Source organism: Paenibacillus sp. FSL P4-0113, from assembly GCF_038009305.1.
Lineage (GTDB): Bacteria > Bacillota > Bacilli > Paenibacillales > Paenibacillaceae > Paenibacillus > Paenibacillus polymyxa_D.
The window spans coordinates 178,484-202,098 of the sequence record NZ_JBBPAZ010000002.1; the positions used below are offsets into that span (position 1 = coordinate 178,484).

General features: G+C 45.3%; 22 protein-coding genes. All 22 read left to right on the forward strand.

The window, feature by feature from the left end:
• The first annotated feature begins 11 nt into the window (after nucleotides 1–11).
• The 22 genes from MKX46_RS25415 to nusA all read left to right on the forward strand — a co-directional run bounded on the left by MKX46_RS25415 (nucleotide 12) and on the right by nusA (nucleotide 23,599).
• On the forward strand, nucleotides 12–2,108 hold the full coding sequence (locus tag MKX46_RS25415; protein WP_069011401.1) for a chemotaxis protein CheA: 2,097 nt from the start codon (nucleotides 12–14) through the stop codon (nucleotides 2,106–2,108).
• Nucleotides 2,109–2,170: 62 nt separating this feature from the next.
• Nucleotides 2,171–2,632: a chemotaxis protein CheW gene (locus tag MKX46_RS25420; RefSeq protein WP_007430046.1), complete on the forward strand. Its 462-nt coding sequence runs from the start codon at nucleotides 2,171–2,173 to the stop codon at nucleotides 2,630–2,632.
• A gap of 3 nt (nucleotides 2,633–2,635) precedes the next feature.
• Entirely contained in the window at nucleotides 2,636–3,262 is a 627-nt protein-coding gene (locus tag MKX46_RS25425) for a chemotaxis protein CheC (protein WP_029517007.1), read from the forward strand.
• Complete coding sequence (locus MKX46_RS25430; protein ID WP_010346358.1) at nucleotides 3,255–3,752, forward strand: chemotaxis protein CheD; 498 nt, start codon at nucleotides 3,255–3,257, stop codon at nucleotides 3,750–3,752. Before MKX46_RS25425 ends, MKX46_RS25430 begins: the two co-directional genes overlap by 8 nt.
• 2 nt (nucleotides 3,753–3,754) lie before the next feature.
• Nucleotides 3,755–4,168: a hypothetical protein gene (locus tag MKX46_RS25435; protein ID WP_029517008.1), complete on the forward strand. Its 414-nt coding sequence runs from the start codon at nucleotides 3,755–3,757 to the stop codon at nucleotides 4,166–4,168.
• 14 nt (nucleotides 4,169–4,182) lie between these two features.
• Nucleotides 4,183–4,971: a FliA/WhiG family RNA polymerase sigma factor gene (locus tag MKX46_RS25440; protein ID WP_013309911.1), complete on the forward strand. Its 789-nt coding sequence runs from the start codon at nucleotides 4,183–4,185 to the stop codon at nucleotides 4,969–4,971.
• 44 nt (nucleotides 4,972–5,015) lie between these two features.
• Complete coding sequence (locus MKX46_RS25445; RefSeq protein ID WP_039274680.1) at nucleotides 5,016–6,425, forward strand: DUF342 domain-containing protein; 1,410 nt, start codon at nucleotides 5,016–5,018, stop codon at nucleotides 6,423–6,425.
• Between the two features lie 82 nt (nucleotides 6,426–6,507).
• Nucleotides 6,508–6,828, forward strand: coding sequence for a hypothetical protein (locus MKX46_RS25450; protein ID WP_029517010.1), 321 nt, complete (start codon nucleotides 6,508–6,510; stop codon nucleotides 6,826–6,828).
• A gap of 41 nt (nucleotides 6,829–6,869) precedes the next feature.
• Complete coding sequence (locus tag MKX46_RS25455; RefSeq protein ID WP_341071975.1) at nucleotides 6,870–7,502, forward strand: hypothetical protein; 633 nt, start codon at nucleotides 6,870–6,872, stop codon at nucleotides 7,500–7,502.
• Nucleotides 7,499–8,146, forward strand: coding sequence for an endolytic transglycosylase MltG (locus MKX46_RS25460; protein ID WP_341071976.1), 648 nt, complete (start codon nucleotides 7,499–7,501; stop codon nucleotides 8,144–8,146). The genes MKX46_RS25455 and MKX46_RS25460 overlap by 4 nt, the downstream gene beginning before the upstream one ends.
• A 253-nt stretch (nucleotides 8,147–8,399) precedes the next feature.
• Nucleotides 8,400–9,098, forward strand: a complete 699-nt coding sequence (gene rpsB / locus MKX46_RS25465; RefSeq protein WP_013309916.1) for a 30S ribosomal protein S2 — start codon at nucleotides 8,400–8,402, stop codon at nucleotides 9,096–9,098.
• 130 nt (nucleotides 9,099–9,228) lie between these two features.
• The gene (gene tsf, locus MKX46_RS25470; RefSeq protein ID WP_013309917.1) at nucleotides 9,229–9,879 is read left to right on the forward strand and encodes a translation elongation factor Ts; all 651 of its coding nucleotides are present in this window, start codon (nucleotides 9,229–9,231) and stop codon (nucleotides 9,877–9,879) included.
• 120 nt (nucleotides 9,880–9,999) lie between these two features.
• Nucleotides 10,000–10,728, forward strand: a complete 729-nt coding sequence (gene pyrH / locus MKX46_RS25475) for a UMP kinase (RefSeq protein WP_013309918.1) — start codon at nucleotides 10,000–10,002, stop codon at nucleotides 10,726–10,728.
• Entirely contained in the window at nucleotides 10,728–11,282 is a 555-nt protein-coding gene (gene frr, locus MKX46_RS25480) for a ribosome recycling factor (protein WP_069011404.1), read from the forward strand. Before pyrH ends, frr begins: the two co-directional genes overlap by 1 nt.
• A gap of 84 nt (nucleotides 11,283–11,366) precedes the next feature.
• Entirely contained in the window at nucleotides 11,367–12,134 is a 768-nt protein-coding gene (locus MKX46_RS25485) for an isoprenyl transferase (RefSeq protein ID WP_039274672.1), read from the forward strand.
• Between the two features lie 17 nt (nucleotides 12,135–12,151).
• A complete protein-coding gene (locus tag MKX46_RS25490; RefSeq protein WP_029517015.1) occupies nucleotides 12,152–12,943 on the forward strand; it encodes a phosphatidate cytidylyltransferase in 792 nt (263 codons plus the stop codon).
• A gap of 145 nt (nucleotides 12,944–13,088) precedes the next feature.
• Nucleotides 13,089–14,228 carry a 1-deoxy-D-xylulose-5-phosphate reductoisomerase gene (locus MKX46_RS25495; protein WP_069011405.1) on the forward strand — a complete coding sequence of 380 codons (1,140 nt, stop codon included), beginning with the start codon at nucleotides 13,089–13,091 and terminating at the stop codon, nucleotides 14,226–14,228.
• A 106-nt stretch (nucleotides 14,229–14,334) separates the two neighbouring features.
• Nucleotides 14,335–15,606 carry an RIP metalloprotease RseP gene (rseP, locus tag MKX46_RS25500; RefSeq protein ID WP_069011406.1) on the forward strand — a complete coding sequence of 424 codons (1,272 nt, stop codon included), beginning with the start codon at nucleotides 14,335–14,337 and terminating at the stop codon, nucleotides 15,604–15,606.
• A gap of 51 nt (nucleotides 15,607–15,657) precedes the next feature.
• Complete coding sequence (gene proS, locus MKX46_RS25505; RefSeq protein WP_039274666.1) at nucleotides 15,658–17,106, forward strand: proline--tRNA ligase; 1,449 nt, start codon at nucleotides 15,658–15,660, stop codon at nucleotides 17,104–17,106.
• Between the two features lie 204 nt (nucleotides 17,107–17,310).
• On the forward strand, nucleotides 17,311–21,627 hold the full coding sequence (locus MKX46_RS25510; RefSeq protein WP_029517019.1) for a PolC-type DNA polymerase III: 4,317 nt from the start codon (nucleotides 17,311–17,313) through the stop codon (nucleotides 21,625–21,627).
• Nucleotides 21,628–21,938: 311 nt separating this feature from the next.
• Nucleotides 21,939–22,400 (forward strand): ribosome maturation factor RimP, encoded by a 462-nt coding sequence (rimP, locus tag MKX46_RS25515; protein WP_029517020.1) that lies wholly within the window; start codon nucleotides 21,939–21,941, stop codon nucleotides 22,398–22,400.
• Nucleotides 22,401–22,501: 101 nt separating this feature from the next.
• Nucleotides 22,502–23,599 carry a transcription termination factor NusA gene (gene nusA / locus MKX46_RS25520; protein WP_165147568.1) on the forward strand — a complete coding sequence of 366 codons (1,098 nt, stop codon included), beginning with the start codon at nucleotides 22,502–22,504 and terminating at the stop codon, nucleotides 23,597–23,599.
• The last annotated feature ends 16 nt before the right edge of the window (nucleotides 23,600–23,615 follow it).

Consider the following 23,615-nt stretch of genomic DNA (forward strand, 5'->3'; position numbering starts at 1 on the left):
GGTGTCTCACAATGGACATGAACCAATATTTAAACATGTTTATTGATGAGTCGAATGATCATCTGCAATCTCTTAACGAAAAAATGCTTCAACTGGAAAGCAATCCAACTGATCTAGGTATCGTTCAGGTGATTTTCCGTTCTGCCCATACCCTCAAGGGAATGGCTGCTACGATGGGGTTTGAAGACCTAGCATCGCTTACCCACCAAATGGAAAACGTTCTTGATCTTGTACGTAACAACAAGCTGGCGATGCATGAATTTATATTCGATACCTTATTTAAGGGATTGGATGCTCTGGAGTCCATGGTGCAGCACATTACAGAGGGAGGCGACGGAAAAGCGGATGTCTCCTCTATTGTATCTTCACTACAATCCATCGTGAGCGGAGATTTCCAAAAGACCGGCGCAAATGCTGCGACTGAGGAGTCTCCATCTAAAAAAGTGGGCAAAAACGATAGTGCTGGGCTTGTTTTGGATCAGTTCCAGTATTCTGTATTGGAGCAATCTATTTCTGAAGGACATCGTGTTCACTATATACAGGTAACAATCAGCTCAGAGAGCCAGTTAAAGGCGGCGCGTGCTTTTATGGTGTTTAATACGCTGGAAAACTCTGGTGAAATCGTCAAGGCCTATCCGTCGGTACAGGATATTGAGCAGGAGAAATTCGAGCAAAGCTTCTCGTTATATTACATAACGCAGAAAGAAGTTGGGGAGCTGGAAAAGGAAATCGCGGGCATCTCTGAAATTGACACTGTCTCAGTGGTACAACTAGATCAGGAATCGCTTAAACAAATGAGCGAAGTTACTGCTGGACTGGCTGAGACTGCTGCGGTACAGGAAGCTCCTGTTGCCGTGCAATCACCTGCTCCATCCCAGCCGCAGTCTTCAGCTGCGGCCTCTGTGGCTAAGGCAGCTGCAGGTAAGACGCCAGCAGCTAAGGCAGCTGCCCCTACGCATAACCGTACGATTCGTGTAGATATTGAACGTCTGGATGTACTTATGAACTTATTTAGCGAGTTGCTCATTGACCGCGTGCGGTTAGAGCAGTTGGCAAGTGAAGCTTCCAATCCAGCACTGACAGAAACGGTAGAGCACATGAGTCGTGTGAGCAGCGATTTACAAAACGTCGTTCTTAAATTGCGGATGGTACCAGTAGACACTGTTTTCAATCGTTTTCCGCGTATGGTGCGCGATCTGGCCAAATCGCTGGATAAAAAACTTGATTTGGTTATTACTGGAGCAGAGACTGAAATGGACCGCACTGTTATCGACGAAATTGGCGATCCTCTGGTGCATTTGCTTCGTAACTCCGTGGATCATGGCATTGAGTCGGTAGCCGATCGGATTGCAGCTGGTAAACCTGAGACAGGAACGGTTAACTTGCGTGCTTTTCATAGCGGAAATAACGTATTCATCGAGATTGAAGATGACGGAAATGGTATTAATCGCGATAAGGTACTAAACAGTGCTATTTCTAAAGGGATTTTGACAGCAGAGCAAGCAGCGGTCATGACCGACGAGGAAGCTTATCAGGTATTGTTTGCTCCAGGCTTTAGCACAGCTGCAGTCATTTCAGACGTATCAGGACGCGGTGTCGGTTTGGACGTTGTTAAATCCAAAATCACTGCTTTGGGTGGCAATGTTACGGTTCACTCTACACTGGGCCAAGGCACTAATTTCTCTGTGCAATTGCCGCTCACCCTATCCATTATTGCAGCCATGATGATACAGATCGGTTCTGAAAAATATGCGATCCCATTGTCCTCCATTGTGGAGACTGCGATTGTCAAACGGACACAAATTCGTTCTGTACATGGCAATAAAATGATTGCTTTCCGCGATTCTCATATCCCGCTCATCTCCTTGAGTCAGCTGTTTGAGGTACCGGACTTCAATGAAGATGAAGAAGAAGAGACAGAGGTCGTGGTCATCCGCAAGGGAGACCGTTTGGCAGCTCTTTCTGTACAGGACTTTTTGGGACAAAGTGAAATTGTCCTTAAAAATCTGGGCAAATACCTTCCAAACATCCAAGGAATTTCAGGTGCCACGATTCTGGGTGACGGTCAGGTTGCGTTGATCATTGACCCGAATGTTTTCATTAAATAATGTCTTCATCAGAAATGAAAGAAATGTGAAGTTGCTGACATCAATAAGGAGGGTTTTTAGACATGGGAGAAGAAATTAAAGTTATCGTATTTAAGCTTGGTGAAGAGGAATACGGTGTTGAAGTAGAAAAAGTCCAATCTATTGAACGCATGGTGCCGATTACACGGGTTCCAAGAACTTACGATTTTGTAAAAGGTGTATTCAACATGAGAGGCGTAGTCATTCCGGTTATTGATCTTCGTGGCCGATTTGGATTGCCTGAAGCTGAATATACCGATCAAACCCGCATCATTATCGTTGCAGTGGGCGAAATGCAAGTCGGCTTTATCGTTGATTCAGCGAATGACGTTATTGACCTGAATACTGACAATATCGAGACACCACCGGAAGTGATTGGCGGAGTTAAGGCTAAATATCTTCGCGGAGTTGCTAAAATTGGTGAAGAGCGCTTGTTGATTATGCTGAACTTGTCCGAAGTCCTGAATCGTAGCGAAATGAACCAACTGGAAGGCTTAGAGGATTAACATATGGAGAATCTTGGGAATCTCGAAGACTTCAAGTTGGATGTGTTGAAAGAAGTCGGCAACATTGGCTCGGGGAACGCTGCTACAGCGCTCTCCCGGCTTCTCAATAAACCGGTCGACATGGGTGTGCCCAAAGTACAAATGCTGCCTTTTGAGGAAATTGCCGATAAAGTCGGTGGAAATGAGCAACTTGTTGTTGCAATATTTTTTAGGGTAGAAGGGGAAGCCCCCGGCAATCTATTCTTCATATTGCAGCCTCAGGCGGCAAAAGGCTTACTTTCCCGTTTGGCGAATATTCCTTCAGATGACGAGGACAGTTTTAACGAAATGGAGCACTCAGCCCTGTCGGAGATCGGAAACATTTTAGCGGGCTCTTACCTGTCTTCGCTGGCCGATTTCACACGTTTATCCATGTATCCAACAGTCCCTGCGCTGGCGTTGGACATGGCAGGAGCAATTCTTAGCTACGGACTGCTGCAGTTTGGGCAGATGGGAGATGCTGCATTATTGATTGACACATCGTTTCTGGAAGGGCAGAATCAGATAGAGGGTCAATTTTTCCTGATTCCTGATCCAGAATCGTTCGGGAAAATCTTTAGGTCGTTAGGAGTCCCGATGAACGATGATTGAGGATAAAAGCATCATTAAAGTCGGCATGGCAGATTTAAATGTTACCAGCAATCCGAACTCGATTCGTACGACAGGACTTGGTTCCTGCGTCGGATTGACCCTCTATGATCCTCATTTGAAACTGGCAGGCATGGCACATGTGATGCTACCGTCCTCAGATATTGCGCGTGAAGGGCAGCTGAATATAGCCAAATATGCGGATACGGCGCTGCCCGAGTTATTTGAGAGGATGCTGAAATTGGGTGCAGAACGACGCAGGCTGATTGCTAAAATGGCAGGGGGAGCGCAGATGTTCGCCTTTGCTGGTAGTGGAGACACCATGCGGATTGGTCCACGTAATGTAGAATCATGCAAGGAAATGCTCGTAGATCTCGGCATTCCTTTGATTGCGGAGGACACAGGCGGCAATTATGGACGAACGATTGAGTTGGACTCTGAAACTGGCGTTTTGAATATTCGAAGCGTACAAAAAGGTGTAAAGGAATTATAAACATGTTATTTGGCAGCTTACGCATTAATCTTTGGTCTGGAGTAGTCGGATTTATTCTGACTTTTGTGTTGTCCGTTGGCAGCAATCTGCTGACCACGAGCTTAATTCGTGGCTTGATCGCCTTCGTTTTTTGGTTCCTACTTGCATTTGTGCTGCGCTGGACACTAGGTGTTGTAGCGCGGCCAGATCTGGGGAATGCCCAAAGCCGGGCAAGCTCTCAGGTAGATGGCGTAGGGGGGAATCTGGACCTGACGACACCAGACGAAAATGAAGACCTGAATGAATTGCTGAAACCGAAACCAGAGCAGACGGACGAGGGGGATAATGGTTTTGCACCTTTAAACCCACCTAAGCTGGTTTCCAACAAGGACCCTGAAGAATTGGCCAAGGCCGTTCGTCACCTGACAGACAAATAAGGAGGGTGAAGCCGATGAACGAGCGAAAAGCCGCTCATTTAAACCATTCCGAACTATGGGAACAATGGAAAGAACACGGTGACAAGGAAGCAAAAAAACAGTTAATTGAAAAGTATCTCCATATTGTAGAGTATGTGTCAGGCCGTCTTGCAGTAGGCTTGCCTAAAAATGTATCCAAGGATGATCTGGCGAGTAACGGCGTTATGGGTTTGATTGACGCTTTAGAGAAATTTGACTATGAGCGTGGTTTGCAGTTTGAGACTTATGCTTCTTGGCGTGTTCGTGGAGCGATTTTGGATGGTCTTCGTCAAGGGGATTGGGTTCCTCGTTCAGTTAGGGAAAAAGCGAAAAAAATCGAGGATGCATACCAGCATTTGGAACAAAGATATCTACGCACGGTCAGCGACGAAGAGATGAGTCATTATTTGGACGTTTCTGAGAAAGAGTTTCAAAATATGATCCAAGAGGTCGCTGTTATGTCGATTGTCTCACTGGAGGATCCGATCCGCGAAGAGGAATCGGAAACACGGCTTTCCCTTTTGGTGGACGAGAAGGCGAAAAATCCGGATCATAAGGTCAATGAATTTACACTTCGTGATGCCCTTGCACAAGGCATTGATAAATTGACTGAAAAAGAACGTATCGTTGTTTCTTTATTGTATTACGAGGATTTGTCACTCAGCGAAATCGCTGAGGTCATGTCGCTATCTCCATCGCGAATTTCACAGTTGCATTCCAAAGCAATATTACGTCTGAGAGCGACATTGGACAAACAACGGGATTTGCTAATGCGTAAAGATTAACGTACGGGAGGTTACAGTAACAGTTAGACGGAAGGAGCACCCTTGTGGAGAAGCAATATGCTTTGGACCAGTTTTTAAAAGTGGTTGTCTCACCTGACAAACAAACCGCCTACTTGGAGTTTGCCAAACGTGAAGAAGGCTTTGCCTGTTCTGTGGAAGAATTAGAGCGTTTTCTAAGCAACCAAAAAATATCCTACGGTTTAATAACCGATGCAATTCGCGTATTTGCGGCAAGTCCGGAAGATCATTTCTTCGGAAAATTACTGATTGCTCAGGGAAAGCAGCCGATCCATGGCACAGACGGAAAAATCAATCTGGCTGATATTGTGACTGGCGAAGATGCACATAAGCCGCTTGAAACCGTGGATGGACGGGTGGATTATAAAGAACTAACTCGTTTAAGAAATGTAAAACGTGGTCAACTGATTGCCGAACGGGTTGATCCTCTGCCAGGTGTACCGGGGATTGCTGTAACCGGAGAGGAAATTCCTTTTCTTCCAGGTAAAGAGGCGCGTTTTAAAGTTGGAAAAAATGTAGTGATTCATCCAGAAGGTGTTGCGATGTATGCGGCTATTGACGGACTGGTAACTACGACTGAAAAGGGCAAACTTAATGTGTTCCCCGTATATGAAGTTAACGGGGACGTCGATTATAGTGTCGGCAACATTGATTTTGTTGGAACCGTCGTCATTCGTGGGAATGTTTTGACAGGTTTCCGGGTTCGGGCGGCTGGCGACATTCGTGTCATCGGTGGTGTGGAAGGGGCCGAAATTGTGGCGGAAGGTTCAGTGGAAATCACTGGCGGTATTATCGGATACCATAAGGGGTTCGTGAAAGCTGCACAAAATGTGAAATGCTCGTTTATACAAGATGGTAACGTGATTGCGGGAGGCGATGTACTTGTATCCCAGAGTATCATGCATTCCCAGATCAAAGCGAGTAATAATGTAATCTGCGAAGGGACAAAAGGGCTTATCGTAGGTGGCAGTGTACAAGCTGGTAAAAAGGTAGTGGCTCGTACCGTCGGTAATACGATGTCCACAGCTACCAATATCGAAGTGGGTGTACTTCCCGAACTGCGCGATGAACTGACAGAACTCCGCGCACGTTTGAAGCAGCAGACAGACAGCCAGGATAAAACGAATAAGGCTCTTACCATATTGGATCAGCTTGCCGCCGCCGGACAGCTTGCACCTGAAAGAATGGCTATGCGAATCAAGCTGACATCTACTAAAAAATCTAATGAACAGGAGCTTTTGGAAACCAAGTCCAGAATGCTTGAAATTGAACGAACATTAGAGGATACAAGCCGCGCACGGGTAGAAGTGAAAAATGTGATTTATGGTGGCTCTAAAATAGTTATCGGCAGATATACAAAATTTATTAAAGATTCAGTGGAAAGAATGGCGTTTTATTATCATGAGGGAGACATCAGCATGTCCTCCTACGTGTAATTCGGCACACTGATAAACAACATTTAACATTGTATTCCTTGGAAGAAAGATACGGATGCCCAATCGGAAAGGGTGTGGTCCAATGAGCTTGAAGGCTGTTGAATTGCAAATTGCCGTACCTCGCACCAGCGAAGCTGGAAAATACCAAAGTGAGTCCCAGCAGCGGCCGATGAATGATCAAGCATTGCTTGGACAAAAGGCCGCGCTGGAGACGGAGAATATGCGTCAGCGAAGCAGTGCTGTAGATCAGTCTGCGGAAACATTCGTCGGTGAGCGGCAAACAGGGGGGCAGAGCAGAGATTCTTCCCAGCAGAGCCGCTCCCGGCCAGATGAGGCTGAACTGCCTAAGGAGCATCCGGCAGAGCATCCATTCAAGGGACACCATATTGATTTTTCGCTCTGATCCGACAGGTGGAGAAGCGTTATTAAAGGAGACGATGGGCAGTGGATCAACCATGGATTTATATTGTTCTACTGGGCGCCGCAGCTGTTGTCTACGCCTGGCTACAGCCTAAGCGTCAGCCAGGCCGGGGAACAGAAGAGGCCGTCGTCCAAAAGGTCGAGGCCACATTAGAGCAATATATGGCCGATATTGAAAACGATAATGACGAGTTGATTGAGCTCGTTTCTGGTATGAAGCAGGAGCATACAGTGAAACAGGCGGCATTACAGGAGCAAGTAGCTGAGCTTCGGAGCCGTATCGTGGAGCTTGAGCGCCAGGCTATGTTTGCAACTGTGTCTATGCAAACCGAGCCTGTACCTAAGGAAATACAACATACAGCTGCTTCTCATCAGGCAGCGGTTGCATACGGTCAATTTCAAAGTCTGCAACCTGAAATGTCTGTGCAGGAAGGCTACTCTGGTTCAGAAGCTCTCCTCATAACTATGGAGGAGCAGACGGCATTACAAGATCCTGAAACTGAGCAGGAAGCAGAGTCCATCCGTGATCGTTATCAAGAGTTGTTTGCGCTGCATGAGCAAGGCAAGTCGGTGGACTATATAGCCAAGCAATCAGGCATTCAACGGGGTGAAGTACAGCTTATTTTGCAACTCGCGGAGCGGGAGGATGTAACGTGATCAAAAACCGTTCATTTATGCTAGGCATGGGTACTGGTCTTATAACGGGGGCATTGCTATTGCAACTGGCATTGATCGGTCAGGGGCAATCGCAGCAATCTTCCACAGACCCGAAAAACATGACGCGAGAGCAATTAGAAAAGGCAGCAGCCGGATTAAATCTCCAGGTCAGTGACAGCTCTGACCCGAAAATGACAGAAGAGGAATGGCGTAATAAGGTGATCAAGGAAGGTAATAAAACTCCCGTTGCACCCCAAAAAGCTAAACCAGCTCAAACGCCAGCAACACCAAAGGCACCTGCAAACAGCATATCCTCGGCTGGTTCTAAACCTTCGAGCAGCACATCGGTTCCACAAAGTCCGAATAAGCCGCAAACTCAAAGTTCTGGCACTACAGCGACTCCCAATATCCCCAAGCAGCCTGTCACCCCACAAGTGCAGTATAGCATTGCATCGGGAAGCAATTTGAGAAGTGTGGCATCAGGATTGCAACGGGCAGGGGTCGTATCGGATGCTAGTGCATTTGAGGCAGCAGCTAAGGCTAAAAAAATCAATACCAAAATTCGTACCGGTACCTATCAGTTTGCTAAAGGTGAGGATTTCAGTTCTATCATTACTAAAATTACGAAAAAGTCGTCCAACTGACCAGACTGGGAAGTGGACGGCTTTTATTCTTGCTGAAAAGTTCAATGAGAGGCGTAAAACGTCATATCTTGCGTTGTTCTAACTATTGTCGAAAAGTTGGTTGCAACGATGCAAGTGTTATGGTATATTAATTAACGGTGTTAAAAACGCACGTCGGTTAATTTTATAAAGGGTGCTTTCCAATTGAAAGTCTTTATGAAAAATGATGTCGGCGGAGGACACACAAAAAACCAAACTTAGGAGGTGCGTGAAGATGGCAGTAATCTCCATGAAACAGCTTTTGGAAGCTGGGGTTCACTTTGGTCACCAAACACGTCGCTGGAACCCGAAAATGGATCGTTATATCTTCACTGAAAGAAACGGTATTTATATCATTGACTTGCAAAAGACAGTGAAAAAGGTTGAGGAAGCTTACAACTTTGTAAAAAGCATTGCAGCTGAGAATGGTACAATTCTGTTCGTAGGCACGAAGAAACAAGCACAAGATTCCGTTAAAGAAGAAGCAGCACGCGCTGGTCAATTTTACATTAACCAACGTTGGTTGGGTGGTACGCTGACTAACTTCCAAACGATTCAAAAACGTATTGACCGTTTGAAACAACTGGAAGCTTGGGAAGAAGACGGTACATTCGCAGTTCTTCCTAAAAAAGAAGTTATCATTCTTCGCAAAGAAAAAGATCGTCTTGAAAAATTCTTGGGCGGTATCAAAAACATGAAGGGCCTTCCAAGTGCTCTGTTCATCATTGATCCACGCAAAGAACGTATCGCGGTTGCTGAAGCTCGCAAATTGGGCATCCCAATCGTAGGTATCGTTGATACAAACTGCGATCCAGACGAAATCGACTATGTTATCCCAGGTAATGACGACGCAATTCGCGCTGTTAAATTGCTGACAGGTAAAATGGCTGATGCAGTTATGGAAGCAAACCAAGGCGAAGAAACTACAGCATAACATTTCCATTAGGAAATAACTATATGAATTAAATGAAAAGGGTGGTTGGCAGGTGTATAACCTCTCACTACCCTTTTTTTAAGGAATAAGCACGGTATACCACTGAAAATCAAATTTGGAGGGAAATAATATGGCAGTTAATGCTAGCGCAGTAAAAGAGCTTCGTGAAAAAACAGGCGCAGGAATGCTGGATTGTAAAAAAGCGCTTGAAGAAGCAAACGGTGATTTGACAAAAGCGGTTGAAGTTCTGCGCGAAAAAGGACTTGCAGCTGCAGCCAACAAAGCAGGTCGTATTGCTACTGAAGGTGTTGTTGAATCCTACATTCATGCTGGCGGCCGTATCGGCGTACTGGTAGAAGTAAACTGCGAAACAGACTTCGTAGCTAAAACAGACCAGTTCAGAGATTTTGTGCGCGACATTGCAATGCATATCGCTGCATCGAACCCTCGTTATGTTCGTCGTGAAGAAGTGCCACAGGAAGAGATCGAAAAAGAAAAAGAAATCCTGAAAGCACAAGCACTGAACGAAGGTAAACCAGAAAAAATTGTTGAAAAAATGGTTGAAGGCCGTATTGGTAAGTTCTATGAAGAGTTCTGTTTGTTGGAGCAATCTTTCATCAAAGATCCAGACAAAACAATCTCCACGCTTATCAACGAAAAAATCAGTACGATTGGCGAAAACATCTCCCTGCGTCGCTTTGTTCGTTTTGAACTGGGTGAAGGTCTGGAGAAAAAAGAAGACAACTTCTACGAAGAAGTTATGTCTCAAGTGAAACAATAATTACCAACGAACGGTAATCGCATATGGAAAAATGGAAATGGGACACATCAGTGTTCCATTTCTTGCAACAGGACACCTATCCTGTTACATAAAGTATAAATGATATTGGAGGGTGATCATTTGGAAAAACCTGTGTTTAAGCGTGTTGTCCTGAAAGTTAGTGGTGAATCGCTGTCAGGTCCTAACGGTTACGGTATTGACGCGGATACGATTGCATCCATTGCAGAACAAGTCAAAGACGTAGTGGAACTGGGAGTAGAAGTTGCTATCGTGTGTGGTGGCGGTAACATCTGGCGCGGTATTGCTGGAAGTGCCAACGGAATTGACCGGGCCACGGCAGATTACATGGGTATGCTGGCAACGGTGATGAACTCACTGGCCTTACAGGATGCTTTGGAACAGATTGAGGTACCTACCCGTGTACAAACATCCATTGCGATGCAACAGATTGCAGAACCTTACATTCGTCGTAGAGCTATCCGTCATTTAGAAAAGGGTCGGGTTGTTATTTTTGCAGCAGGTACAGGTAATCCGTTCTTCTCGACTGATACTACAGCTGCACTGCGTGCCGCTGAGATCGAAGCGGAAGTGATTCTGATGGCTAAAAATAAAGTGGATGGCGTATATTCTGCTGATCCGTTTAAAGATAGCACAGCTGAGAAATATGAGCAGCTTACGTATTTGGATGTGCTCAACAAAAATCTCGGTGTCATGGATTCTACTGCTTCCTCGTTGTGCATGGATAACAATATTCCGTTGATTGTCTTTGCTATTACAGAGCAAGGTAACATTAAACGTGTCGTGCTGGGTGAGAAAATTGGTACGATCGTCAAAGGGAGTGTAAATTAATGCCACAATCTGTGAAAAAGAGTGCTGAGGAACGCATGCAAAAAGCAATCCAGGCATTGCAACGTGATCTTGCATCTTTGCGTGCAGGACGGGCGACACCAGCTTTACTGGACCGTGTACAGGTAGAGTATTATGGTACAATGACTCCAGTCAACCAACTGGCGAATATCAATACACCTGACAGCCGGACCTTGATGATTCAGCCTTGGGACAAATCTTCCTTGGCCGATATCGAGCGCGCTATACAAAAATCCGATTTAGGTTTGACACCTTCGAATGACGGTAACACCATTCGTCTTAGCATTCCTGCTTTGACGGAGGAGCGCAGAACTGACTTGGTGAAGTTGACAAAGAAGAACGGTGAAGAAGCGAAGATCGCTATTCGTAACATTCGTCGTGATGCCAATGATGACATCAAAAAATTGGAGAAAAGTGATATTTCCGAGGACGAATCTCGTAAACATCAGGAAGATATCCAGAAAACAACTGATAAGTTTATCGCTGAAGTGGATAAAGTTTTAGCTGCAAAAGAAAAAGAAATTATGGAAGTCTAAAAGATTGGCAGCCCCTCCCTTACGGTGGGGTTTGTCTCTTTTCAAGCCTGAGGCACATTTTCAGAGAATGCTGGAGGAACTGGAATGATCAAACGGGTTCGGTCTTGGTGGAACGGGGAACAAAAACAGCAAATACCGGCCATTTCAAAAGACAATATTCCGCAGCATGTTGCTGTCATCATGGATGGGAACGGCAGATGGGCCAAACGGATTGGAATGCCGCGGATTGTAGGGCACCAAAATGGAATGAAGGCAGTGAAACGCACAGCAATTGCGGCGGATGAACTGGGTATTAAGTATTTGACTTTGTTTGCATTTTCAACTGAAAATTGGACGCGTCCAAAGGACGAAGTTGATTTTCTAATGCGCTTACCGCAGGAATTTCTGGCTATTGAGCTAGATGAGTTGATTGAAAAAAATGTGCAAGTACGTATGATGGGCAATAAAGAACATTTACCTTCCCATACCGTTGAAGCGCTGACTGAAGCGACTCGACGAACTGAAAATAATACCGGACTTGTTCTTAATTTTGCATTAAATTATGGAAGTCGGTTGGAAATCACCGAATGCATGCAAACATTGGGCCGTCAAATTGCGGATGGGAAGCTTAAATCGGAAGATATAACATCTGAGCTGATCGGTAGTACGTTGCTTTCTAGCGGTATGCCAGACCCTGATTTACTGATTCGAACAAGCGGTGAGCTTAGACTTAGTAATTTTATGCTCTGGCAGCTTGCCTACAGTGAGTTGTGGTTTACTGATATTTATTGGCCTGAGTTTAAGAAAGAACACTTATACGAAGCAGTGATCGAATATCAGCAAAGAACACGACGGTATGGCGGACTGAAGTAAATGGAGGATGAAAGCCGTTGAGACAGAGATTAATTACCGGTATTCTGGCAGGCATATTCTTTTTGGCGATGGTCCTGTGGGGCGGCTTGGCCTACCATTTGCTTATATTGGCGATGGCCCTAATCGGATTTTATGAGTTCGCACGAATGACGCAGGTATCTCCTTTTGGAGGTACAGCAATACTTGGATACGTAAGCATATTAGCTTTTGTATTCCCGTATGAACCTTTTGGCTTGCACTCACCCTTACCCTTTGCCAGTATGCTTTGGCTGGTAATGATAGCTTTTATGATCATCACGGTAGGAACAAAAAATAAAATCCCGATTCAAACGGTAGCTATATTATTTCTTGGTACCGTTTATATAGGGTTTGGATTTTCGTATATTGCGGAATCACGTCATATGGAACATGGACTATTATGGACATTTTTATTATTGGCTTGTATTTGGGCAAGTGATGCAGGGGCATATTTTGTAGGCAAAATGGCAGGAAAGACGAAATTATGGCCTGCGATCAGTCCGAATAAAACGGTCGAAGGCTCCATTGGCGGCATCGTTTTAGCGTTGGTTATAGCTCTTGTATTCGCTGGATTATCGGGTGGACTGCTGCCATGGGGCAAAGCCATCGGCATCGGTTTGTCATGTGCAGTTGTGGGACAACTGGGCGATTTGGTACAATCTGCATACAAACGAGTGTACGGCATTAAAGATTCCGGTAATCTGCTGCCAGGGCACGGTGGTATACTAGACCGTTGCGACAGCTGGATTGTCGTTTTTCCATTTGTACATATGCTGATGCTGCTTCCATGAGTCTATTGATTACAGTTTATGCTCAGGCTAATCTCTATGCTGCTCACTCTGCGCTACTAGAAGGTTGGAACCAGTAGCATAGCTGCCTGAATAATAATCAATGAGCTCCTGGATAAAAGTGATTTTCAGGATAGGAAGGTGCATCATGAAAAGAATTACGGTACTTGGTTCAACCGGTTCTATTGGAACTCAAACGCTGGATGTAGTGTCCATGCACCCGGATCAGTTTACTGTTGAGGCTTTAGCAGGTGGTTCTAATATAAAGTTACTTGCTGAGCAGGCGCATCTTTATAAACCCAAAAAAGTGTCTGTGGGTACTCGGCAGTTGGCGGATGAAATTCGTCCTTTACTGCCTTCTGGAATGAAACTGTATTGGGGAAATGAAGGACTCGTTGAGCTTGCTGCGAACACGGAGGCGGATATGGTTGTGACGGCTGTAATGGGCAGTGTCGGATTGCACTCCACGCTGGCCGCGATTGAGGCTGGAAAACAGATCGGTTTGGCCAATAAGGAGACACTGGTTACTGCTGGTCATCTGGTCACAGCGCGGGCTCGGGCGAAAGGAGTGCCGTTGCTGCCGATTGACAGTGAGCATTCAGCTATTTTCCAATGCTTGAATGGTGAGCGTATGAAAGATGTGGCACATATTACCCTCACAGCATCAGGGGGTTCTTTTCGAGATTTGACAAGAGAACAGTTGCGTGAAGTTACAGTGGAAGATGCACTCAAGCATCCCAATTGGTCAATGGGGGCCAAAATTACGATTGATTCAGCAACGATGGTAAACAAGGGGCTGGAAGTCATTGAGGCGCATTGGCTATTCGGACTTGATTATGAGCACATTCATGTGTTGCTTCATCCGGAAAGCATTATTCATTCCTATGTTGAGTTTCAGGATACAAGCATTGTTGCTCAACTTGGGAATCCGGACATGAGAGTACCCATTCAATATGCATTGACTTACCCTGAGCGTATGAAGTCCCCGGCGAAGCCGTTGTCACTAGCTGAAGTGGGTAAACTCCATTTTAAGGAAATGGATTATAATCGTTTTCCTTGTTTAAGGCTTGCCTTCGAATGTGGTAAAATGGGTGGTACAGCACCGACCGCATTTAATGCGGCTAATGAAATTGCAGTTGCCCGTTTCCTGCGTGGAGAAATTTCTTTTCTGCATATTGAAGCTATTATTGAACGTGTGCTGGAGCGGCATGTCAATGTGGCTAATCCTGATCTTTCTGCAATTGAAGCCTGTGACGAAGAGACTCGTAGCATATCTGCGGGGTTGTAGGCTAATGTTGGGTTTGAAACGAAATGTGATTCTCTTGTGCGGGATCGGAGAATAATGATAATCTAGGAAGACAAACTCGATCTCATTGAAAGGGGAACAGAAACGATTGGAAACGATTCAAATAGTGTTGATGACGGTGCTCATGTTTTTCGTCATAGTGACGGTGCATGAATGGGGGCATTATTATTTTGCCAAACGCGCCGGGATTCTGGTACGGGAGTTTGCGATCGGTTTCGGTCCGAAACTGTTTTCTTATAAAAGAAACGAGACGCGATTTACGTTGCGTTTGTTGCCGTTCGGTGGCTTTGCCCGCATGGCGGGAGAGGATCCGGAGGTCAATGAAATTGAGGCCGGACAAACGATTGCTGTACGCGTAACGGATGACGTCGTTAAAACCATCTATCTAGATCAACTGGATAATCGTAAAAATGTGGTGCGCGGCGAAGTGTTGGATATTGATCTGGAACAGTCATTAACTTTAAAATTGGATGTGGATGGCGAAGATCAGCAATACACTGTACATCCGCAAGCGATGATGGTAACCAAAGGTCAATCCATTCAGATTGCACCCAAGGATCGGCAGTACGGGAGTAAAACAGTAGGACAGCGTGCGATGGCTATTTTTGCTGGACCCCTGATGAATTTTATTCTTGCTTTTATTTTGTTTGGTCTGCATATTCAGATGGTCGGCATACAAGTGGACAACCCGACTTATGTCCAAATTAGTGAAATTACAGCAGGTATGCCTGCTGCTGAAGCTGATTTGCATAAGGGAGATATCATCGAATCGGTGAATGGAATAGCCATTGGTGCAAATGTTGAAAACATGATCAAACTGATTGCGGATTCTCAAGACAAGCCGATGAAGTGGACGGTTCGCCGTGATAGTAAGACCTTTGATCTTACGATTACACCTCGTGCTATGGAAGGACAAAAGGGTGGCAAGGTGGGTATTGTACCCGAACTTCCAAAACGCCAAGCAGGTGTGGGAGAAACGTTCAAATTTGCCGGCCAATCTATGGTCAGAACGACCGATATTATTTTCCAAGGATTTAGCCAGCTCATCCAACGTTTTTCTATCAATGACCTGGGAGGCCCGGTACGTACTTTTGAAGTGACAGGGCAAATTGCCAAGCAGGGGATTGAGCAGTTGACGTATTGGACTGCTATAATGAGTCTTTACCTGGGGATATTTAATTTATTGCCTATTCCGGCGCTGGATGGAAGCAGACTTGTTTTCCTTGGTGTGGAGGCGGTAAGAGGACGTCCCGTTGATCCGAGTAGGGAAGGTATGGTCCATTTCGTTGGTTTTGCTATGCTATTCCTGCTTATGATTGCGGTCACGTATAACGATATTTTACGCTTAATTAATGGTTAATTAGAGACGGACTTATATAAAAACGGTCTGTATGGGAGGACATGCATTTCTATGTCGAACGATAAACAGTTTGTCGAGGAAATTACGCCACAGAGTGAAGATTTTTCCCGATGGTATATTGATGTTATTAAAAAAGCAGAACTGATGGATTATTCCCCTGTTCGCGGATGTATTGTATTCCGCCCCGATGGTTTTGAAATTTGGGAGCATATCAAGGAAGCCATGGATGTGCGCTTCAGAGAAACAGGTCACCGTAATGCCTATTTTCCAATGTTCATTCCAGAAAGCTTTTTTCAAAAGGAAAAAGAGCATGTCGAAGGGTTTAATCCTGAACTGCCTTGGGTAACCGAGGCTGGCGGGGAAAAGCTGGAAGAGCGTCTTGCAATTCGTCCGACTTCGGAAACCATGATTGGTCATATGTACTCCAAATGGATTCAATCCTATCGTGATCTGCCTGTGCTTATTAACCAATGGGCTAATGTAGTGCGTTGGGAAAAACGCACGCTGCCTTTCTTGCGCACAAGTGAATTTTTGTGGCAAGAAGGTCACACGGCCCATGAAACAGAAGAAGAAGCACGTGAAGAAACGATGAAAATGCTGGAAGTATACCGTGAGGTTATTGAGGAAGTTCTGGCTATTCCGGTTATTACTGGACAGAAAACACCTTCTGAAAAGTTTGCAGGTGCGAAGGATACATTTTCACTGGAAGCGATGATGAAGGATGGACGGGCGGTACAAGCTGGTACCTCCCACTATATGGGAACTAATTTTGCGGTTGCATTTGATATCAAATATTTGAGTCGTGAAAACAACCTGGAATTCGCGCATACGACTTCATGGGGAACAAGTACACGTTTGATCGGCGCACTGATTATGGTCCATGGAGATGACCGTGGTCTGGCATTGCCTCCTAAAGTTGCGCCTACGCAGGTTATTATGGTTCCAATTGGGCCACCTAAGAAGCGTGATGCCGTTATCGCTCGTGCAGATGAACTATTCGCTCAGTTGAAACAAGCTGGAGTGCGTGTTAAAATGGACGACCGCAGCGATGTAAGCCCAGGCTGGAAATTTAATGAATATGAAATGCGCGGTGTGCCGGTTCGTCTGGAAATCGGGCCGCGTGATATGGAAAACGGTGTCTGTGTGCTCGTATCCCGTATCAGCGGTGAGAAAAAAATCGTGCAGCAGGATAATCTGGTTGAGGAAGTACACGCGATGCTCGCACAGGTACAGCAGGAGATGTTTGATCGTGCGAAAAATTTCATGGAAGAAAACTTCTATTCCGTTGATACGCTGGATGAAATGAAGACTCTCATGGAAGAAAAACGCGGCTTTACTTTGGCAGGCTGGTGCGGATCTGAAGAATGTGAAGATAAAGTTAAAGAAGTGACAGGTGCTACAAGCCGTAATATACCGTTTAAAACAAACGAGCAAAAGTCCACATGTTTGTGCTGTGGCAAACCTGCCAAGCATACAGTAGTGTTCGCACGGGCGTACTAATATAGAAGTAGGGCAATACCACTATACTCACTTCATTCTCTTCGCTGACATGGTAACTGTTACGGGACAATGTCCCGAAGGATCTATGTGTCGTTGTGAAGAGGATTGAAGAGGGCTACGAAAAGCTTTTGCGGTCGGAGATGTTTTTGACGCAGAAGCTTTTCATGTTTTCAGAATGGTAGATTTGAAATTGGGGGGAGAGCCATGGGCGGAGCTGAAGAAAAGAGAAAGCGGCTGGAACTGCTAATGAAGCAAGTTGGGATGCCGGCGGGAGTGGTTGAACCTTATTTTTTGGACGGTTGGATTGACCAAGTGGAGATTAGCCGAACCAATAAGGATTGGAACATCACCATTGCCAAGGAGACATTGGTCCCCGCTCAGGTGTATCGTACGTTCTGTATTCAAGTACAGGAAAAAATGAGTCACATCGCAAAAATTACGTTCCGTTTTCAGTACAGTGAGCAGATTCAGCCTGGTGATATCATCAGTGAATACTGGAAACTTTTTCTAGAGTGGGTACATCGTGAGATTCCATCGGTTAACGGTTGGATGAATCGGGCTGTGCATGAGTGGGACGACGGTCTATTATTGCTAACGATGAGCGACGGTATGTCGTTGGAACTGGCGCGTAAAAAGCAGATAGATCAAGCTATCATCAAATTTTACGATAAATATTTCGGGCTTTCTATGCGCATTAAAGTCCAGGTGGGTGAAAGTAACCAGGAGGCGTTACAGCAATTCCAAGAGAAAAAAATGCAGGAAGAACGCGAAGTCATTCAGCAGATGATGGAAAGTATGGAATCCGAAATGCCGCCTTTGGATGAAGAAGAAGGAGACGTACGGCTTCAATTCGGTTATGACATCAAAGAACCGGCTGTTCCGATGCAAGATATTCAGGACGAAGAGAAGAAAGTCACTTTACAAGGAACAATCTTCGGTTTGGATAGTAAAGAATTGCGCAATGGCAGTACGTTGTTTACGTATTATTTGACCGACTTTAGTGATTCCCTGCAAATGAAAATGTTTGCTAAAACTAAAGAAGATCTGAAGATCCTCAGCTTGTTGGCTAACGGGAAATGGGTCAAAGTACGGGGTCGAGTTGAATATGATCGTTTTATGCAAATTCCCGAGCTGGTTATGATTCCCTCTGATCTAGTTGAAGTACAGGCTCCACCCACACGTAAGGATAAAGCAGAGGAAAAACGAGTCGAGTTCCATCTCCATACAAAGATGAGCGCAATGGATGCTGTTGCCTCGATTGATCAATACGTTAAAACAGCCGCCAAATGGGGGCACAAGGCGATTGCAGTCACCGACCATGGCGGAGTGCAGTGCTACCCTGATGCTGCTAAGGCTGCAAAGAAAAACGGCATTAAAATGATCTACGGTGTTGAGGCCAATGTGGTTAATGATGCCGTTGAGGTTGTAATGCAGGCACAGCCATTAAATTTGAAAACAGCGACTTATGTCGTTTTTGATATTGAAACCACCGGTTTATCGGTTACACAGAATAAAATCATTGAGATTGCAGCTGTGAAAATGCATGATGGCAAAGAAATTGATCGTTATGCTACCTTTGTCAATCCGCATGAGCGCATTCCATATAATATACAGCAACTGACCAACATTAACGATGAAATGGTCAAGGACGCGCCGGATGTAGAACCTGTTATGAAGGAGTTTGTAGCTTTTGCTGGCGATGCTGTATTGGTTGCCCATAATGCGCGTTTTGATGTCGGTTTTATCCAGGCCACCCTTCGAAATATGGGTTTGCCTGAAATGACCAATCCGGTACTGGATACGCTCGAACTGGCTCGTTTACTGTTTCCAACAATGAAAAACCATCGTCTGAATACGCTGACGACCAAATATAAAGTGGCGCTCGAAAGCCATCACCGAGCCATTGACGATACAGTCGCACTGACTGAAGTGCTGAATGGCTTGCTGAATGATGCGGAACAAATTAAGGGTTTAAAAATGCTCGATCGTCTGAATGATTATGTGGGTAAGGACTTATCGACCGTTCGTCCATTTCACTGTTGTATTTATGCCCTCAATCCGATTGGTAAAAAAAATCTGTACAAGCTGGTTTCGATGTCTCATACCGAATATTTCAAGCGTGTGCCTTGCATTCCTAAATCAAAATTGTCAGAAATGAGAGACGGACTGCTTATTATTTCTGGCTGCGAAAAAGGAGAGTTCTTCGAGGCTGTGTTGAACAAGTCCGAGGAAGAAGCCGAGGAAATAGCACAGTTTTATGATGTGTTGGAGATTCAACCTTTGACGATGTATATGCATTTAGTAGAAAAACAACTGGTAAGCGGGCCTGATGCTCTGAAAACGGCAATACGCAAAGTATGCGAAATTGGGCGGCGACTTGATAAGCCCGTAATTGCCACAGGCAATGTTCACTATTTGGAAACGCGCGATAAGTTGTACCGTGATATTACGATACATGGCATTACGGGATTTAGTCCGCTAAAAGATATTCGTAAGCCTGATGCGCATTTACGCACCACAGACGAAATGCTGGCAGAATTCGAGTTTTTGGGCGAGGAGAAAGCCTATGAAGTCGTTGTGAAGAATACCAGTGAGTTGGCGGATCGATTTGAGGAGCTGGAGTTGTTCCCTGACAAGCTGTTTACACCTTTGCTGGATGGGGCGGACGAGGAAATCCGTAACACTTGCTATGAGACGGCTAAATCTATCTATGGTGAGGAATTGCCCGAGGTGGTTGTAGCTCGCCTTGAAAAAGAACTGGAGCCGATTATTAAATACGGTTTCTCTGCCAACTATCTTATTTCCGAGCGCTTGGTTAAAAAGTCTAATAAGGATGGATATCTGGTAGGTTCACGGGGGTCTGTTGGATCTTCTGTGGTCGCTACCTTCCTCGGTATTTCCGAGGTTAATCCACTGCCTGCACATTATATTTGCGGTAATCCTGAATGCAGACATAGCGAATGGATTTTGGACGGTAGTGTGCCGAGTGGATTTGATTTGCCGGATAAAAATTGTCCGAATTGCGGCGGCAAACTGAAGGGTGAGGGACAGGATATTCCGTTTGAAACGTTTCTTGGGTTTAAGGGAGATAAAGTTCCCGATATTGACTTGAACTTCTCTGGCGAATATCAGCCTGTCGCACATAACTATACGAAAGTACTGTTTGGTGAAAAAAGTGTATTCCGTGCTGGAACCATCGGTACCGTTGCTGAGAAGACAGCCTTTGGCTTTGCCAAGAAATATGAAGAGGCGCATCATAAAAAATGGCGTGGGGCTGAGCTGAATAGGCTGGCTTCGGGCTGTACAGGGGTCAAACGCAGTACCGGGCAACATCCAGGCGGAATTGTCGTTGTTCCCGATTATATTGAGGTCGAGGATATTACGCCGGTACAGTACCCCGCCGATGATACAAGCTCGGAATGGAAAACAACGCATTTTGATTATCACGCTTTTGATGCGAATTTACTCAAACTCGATATTCTGGGTCATGATGATCCGACCATGATGAGGATGCTTCAGGATTTGACTGGTGTCGATCCTACGACCATTCCAATGAATGATCCTAAGGTGATGAGCATGTTCAACTCCACGGAGGCGCTCGGTGTTACACCCCAGCAAATCCGCACGCCTGTAGCAACCTATGGTGTACCAGAGATGGGGACGAAGTTTGTGCGCCAAATGCTAGTAGAGTCGCAGCCAAGTTCTTTTGCCGATTTACTGCAAATATCCGGACTGTCTCACGGCACGGGCGTATGGCTGGGGAATGCACAGGAACTGATTAAGAATAATACCTGTAACATCAAGACTGTAATTGGTTGCCGTGATGACATCATGCTGTTTTTGATTTACAAGGCAGGCATGGACGCAGGTCTGGCCTTTAAAATTACGGAGAGCGTACGTAAAGGTAAGGGGCTTAGTGCTGAATGGATTGAAGAAATGAAAAAATGCAAGGTGCCACAGTGGTACATTGATTCTTGTCTGAAAATCCAGTACATGTTTCCGAAGGCGCATGCTGCAGCGTATGTTATTTCAGCAGTGCGCACAGCGTACTTTAAGCTGTATCATCCGATTGAATATTATGCGACTTACTTTTCAGTACGTGCAGCCGATTTTGATATTGAGCTGTGCTGTCAGGGATATGATGCAATCGCGCGGAAGATTGTCGAAATCGAGCAACTCGGTTTTCAGGCACCTCCCAAAGAAAAAGGGATGCTTCCGATCCTGGAAATGGCTCTGGAAATGACGGCTCGCGGGTTTAGTTTTAAATCCATTGATTTGTACCGTTCCGAAGCTACACGCTTCAAGGTGGATGGAGATTCACTCATTCCGCCATTCGGAGCTCTTCAGGGAATTGGAGACAACGCGGCACGTAACATCGCAGCCTCCCGTGAACATGGTGAATTTTTGTCTGTCGAGGATTTTCAACAAAAATCGAAGGCTAGTAAAACCATTGTCGAAATGCTGTCCCAGATGGGTTGCTTTCGAGGTCTTCCAGAGAGTAATCAGTTGTCTCTGTTTTAATCCGAACCACAGTAGTCAAGCTCTGGCACTTGTCACATAACTACGGTTATGTTATAATTTTTTTGGTAATCATGGAGATAAAACCGTTGCTAAAAGAGTGGGGAAACCCACTCTTTACTGTTTGATATACAGTTACAACGTGAAAAGGTAGTTTTTGGGCACGAAACCGGTACGCCGGTTTATTTGCAGTGAGCCCGAAATGAACATTACATCAAATGAAAATGAAAATGCCGGTGATGGAGAAGCATTGTCCATGCAATAGGGCATCTTTTTTTCAACACAGGAAAGTTCACTTTTGGAGGTTATAATCTTTGAGCACACCAAAGATCAAATCAGTAGTAGAAGAAATGGCCCAACCTTACCTCGAAGAGCATGGTTTTGAACTGGTCGATGTCGAGTATGTCAAAGAGGGCAGTAATTGGTTTCTTCGCGTTTTTGTAGACAAAGACGGAGGAATTGATCTGGACGACTGCAGTATGATCAGTGAATATTTGGGTCAAAAGTTGGATGAAAATGACCCTGTTTCTACAGCATATTTTCTGGAAGTGTCTTCACCAGGCGCCGAAAGACCGCTAAAAAAAGCGGAGGACGTTACTAAAGCGGTAGGCAAAAACGTATTCGTTACTACATACGAGCCGATCAACGGCCTGAAGGAATTTGAAGGTCGTTTGCTTTCTTTTGAAGATGGGGAACTCACCGTTCAAAGCGGACAAAAGAAGCATGCTATACCTTATGACAAGGTAGCTGGTGCAAGGCTCGCGATCATATTTTAATTCAGATTTGACTGTTGCTGTTTGACATGTACTACATGTTTTTTTGCCTCGTGTGCCGACCAGTACGCAGGTGCATCATTTGAAAGGGGGAGCAGTAATCCATGAGTATGGATTTTATTGAAGCAATGAACGAGTTGGAAAGAGAAAAGGGGATCAGCAAGGATGTGCTGTTTGAGGCCATTGAAGCAGCCTTGATTTCTAGTTACAAACGGAATTTCAACACCGCACAAAACGTGCGTGTTGATATGAACCGCAACTCGGGAGTCATTAAGGTATATGCCCGCAAGCTGATCGTTGAGGAGGTATTGGATCCTCGCACCGAGATTTCATTGCCTGCGGCTCGTGAGATTAACCCGCATTTTCAGTTGGAAGATATCGCTGAAATTGAAGTTACACCACGTGATTTTGGACGGATTGCTGCACAAACTGCGAAGCAGGTCGTGACCCAGCGTATCCGCGAAGCGGAACGGGGACTGATCTACAACAAGTTTGTGGACAAGGAAGAAGATATTGTAACAGGAACTGTACAGCGCCAAGACCCACGTAACATTTATATTGATCTTGGTAAGGTGGAAGCGGTTCTCCCGTTAGGCGAATTGATGCCTAATGAGAAATTTAGCCATCTGGATCGAATTAAGGCTTATATTACCAAAGTAGAAAACACAACCAAAGGACCGCAAATTATGCTGTCCCGATCACATCCGGGTCTGCTTAAGCGTTTGTTCGAACTCGAAGTGCCTGAAATTTTTGATGGTGTTGTAGAGATTCGTTCCGTAGCGCGTGAAGCAGGCTTCCGTTCTAAAATCGCGGTTCATTCCCGTAACGTCGAGGTGGATCCGGTCGGCTCTTGTGTGGGTCCTAGAGGAACACGTGTACAGACTATTGTGAACGAGCTGCGTGGCGAAAAAATCGACATTGTACGTTATTCCGATAATGTTGATGAATACGTGGCTAATGCGCTGAGTCCATCCAAGGTGCTCGAAGTGCAGGTGTTTGAAGAAGAGAAAATGGCGCGTGTTATTGTGCCTGATTATCAGCTTTCTCTTGCTATTGGTATCAAAGGACAAAATGCTCGCCTTGCTGCTAAGCTTACGGGTTGGAAAATTGATATTAAGAGTGAAACACAGGCGGAGGAAGAACTCGGCAGACCGAGAACATCCACCGATGAAATGCATCAGGATTCCGTTTCTGTAGATTAAGCGGAGTGTAGGGGGG

Excerpts from the sequence above, each read along its gene's own strand:
- MKX46_RS25415 (WP_069011401.1), top strand. The coding sequence starts at position 12 with ATGGACATGAACCAATATTTAAACATGTTTATTGATGAGTCGAATGAT.
- MKX46_RS25420 (WP_007430046.1), top strand. The coding sequence starts at position 2,171 with ATGGGAGAAGAAATTAAAGTTATCGTATTTAAGCTTGGTGAAGAGGAA.
- MKX46_RS25425 (WP_029517007.1), top strand. The coding sequence starts at position 2,636 with ATGGAGAATCTTGGGAATCTCGAAGACTTCAAGTTGGATGTGTTGAAA.
- MKX46_RS25430 (WP_010346358.1), top strand. The coding sequence starts at position 3,255 with ATGATTGAGGATAAAAGCATCATTAAAGTCGGCATGGCAGATTTAAAT.
- MKX46_RS25435 (WP_029517008.1), top strand. The coding sequence starts at position 3,755 with ATGTTATTTGGCAGCTTACGCATTAATCTTTGGTCTGGAGTAGTCGGA.
- MKX46_RS25440 (WP_013309911.1), top strand. The coding sequence starts at position 4,183 with ATGAACGAGCGAAAAGCCGCTCATTTAAACCATTCCGAACTATGGGAA.
- MKX46_RS25450 (WP_029517010.1), top strand. The coding sequence starts at position 6,508 with ATGAGCTTGAAGGCTGTTGAATTGCAAATTGCCGTACCTCGCACCAGC.
- rpsB (WP_013309916.1), top strand. The coding sequence starts at position 8,400 with ATGGCAGTAATCTCCATGAAACAGCTTTTGGAAGCTGGGGTTCACTTT.
- tsf (WP_013309917.1), top strand. The coding sequence starts at position 9,229 with ATGGCAGTTAATGCTAGCGCAGTAAAAGAGCTTCGTGAAAAAACAGGC.
- frr (WP_069011404.1), top strand. The coding sequence starts at position 10,728 with ATGCCACAATCTGTGAAAAAGAGTGCTGAGGAACGCATGCAAAAAGCA.
- MKX46_RS25485 (WP_039274672.1), top strand. The coding sequence starts at position 11,367 with ATGATCAAACGGGTTCGGTCTTGGTGGAACGGGGAACAAAAACAGCAA.
- MKX46_RS25495 (WP_069011405.1), top strand. The coding sequence starts at position 13,089 with ATGAAAAGAATTACGGTACTTGGTTCAACCGGTTCTATTGGAACTCAA.
- proS (WP_039274666.1), top strand. The coding sequence starts at position 15,658 with ATGTCGAACGATAAACAGTTTGTCGAGGAAATTACGCCACAGAGTGAA.
- MKX46_RS25510 (WP_029517019.1), top strand. The coding sequence starts at position 17,311 with ATGGGCGGAGCTGAAGAAAAGAGAAAGCGGCTGGAACTGCTAATGAAG.
- nusA (WP_165147568.1), top strand. The coding sequence starts at position 22,502 with ATGAGTATGGATTTTATTGAAGCAATGAACGAGTTGGAAAGAGAAAAG.